This is a genomic window from Treponema sp. R8-4-B8 (assembly GCF_054786175.1).
In genome coordinates this window covers 1-596 of record NZ_BDHE01000254.1, presented here as the reverse complement: position 1 = coordinate 596, position 596 = coordinate 1, and the positions used below count along the sequence as shown (strand labels likewise).

1 protein-coding gene is annotated in these 596 nt (G+C 45.8%); it reads right to left on the bottom strand.

Annotation, left to right across the window (positions count from 1 at the left end; translation table 11 throughout):
• On the bottom strand, window positions 1–596 hold a 596-nt coding region (locus ACYVRA_RS08240), incomplete at both ends, for a histidine kinase dimerization/phospho-acceptor domain-containing protein (RefSeq protein WP_461252247.1).

Below are 596 nucleotides of genomic sequence, written 5' to 3'. Positions count from 1 at the left end.
GATCCTCCGGTTTTATGCCTTTTCCCGTATCTGTCACCGCTATCCTGAGCAAAACTTGTTTATCGTCCTGTTTATCCGCGGTAATGGTCAAACCAATATGCCCCATTTGTGAATATTTCACAGCGTTGGACAGCAGGTTAAGAAGAATCTGGCGAAGGCGCACTTCGTCTCCGATAAGGCAGTTGGGAATATTCCCGTCAATGTTGGTAAAAAAACGTATCGGCTTTTCCATAAGCCGCGTGCGGATAATATTGACAGTGTCGCTGATCAAAGATGAAAGCATATATTTGGCGTGAACGATTTCCAGTTTTCCCGCTTCGATTTTTGAAAAATCCAGAATATCGTTAATTATTGAGACAAGGTTATTCCCAGCCTGTTTAATATCATGCGCGTAACCGCGCGCTTCCCCTGAGAGCTCCCCCCTCAGCATAAGTTCCGCCATGCCGGTAATCGCGTTCATGGGCGTGCGGATTTCGTGGCTCATCTTCGCGAGAAAATCGCTTTTTGCCTGAGAAGCGGATTCAGCCTTACGGTTTGCCTCAATCAACTTAATGTTTTGCTCCGCTATCGCATTTTCAGAGCGGGAAATAAAAATA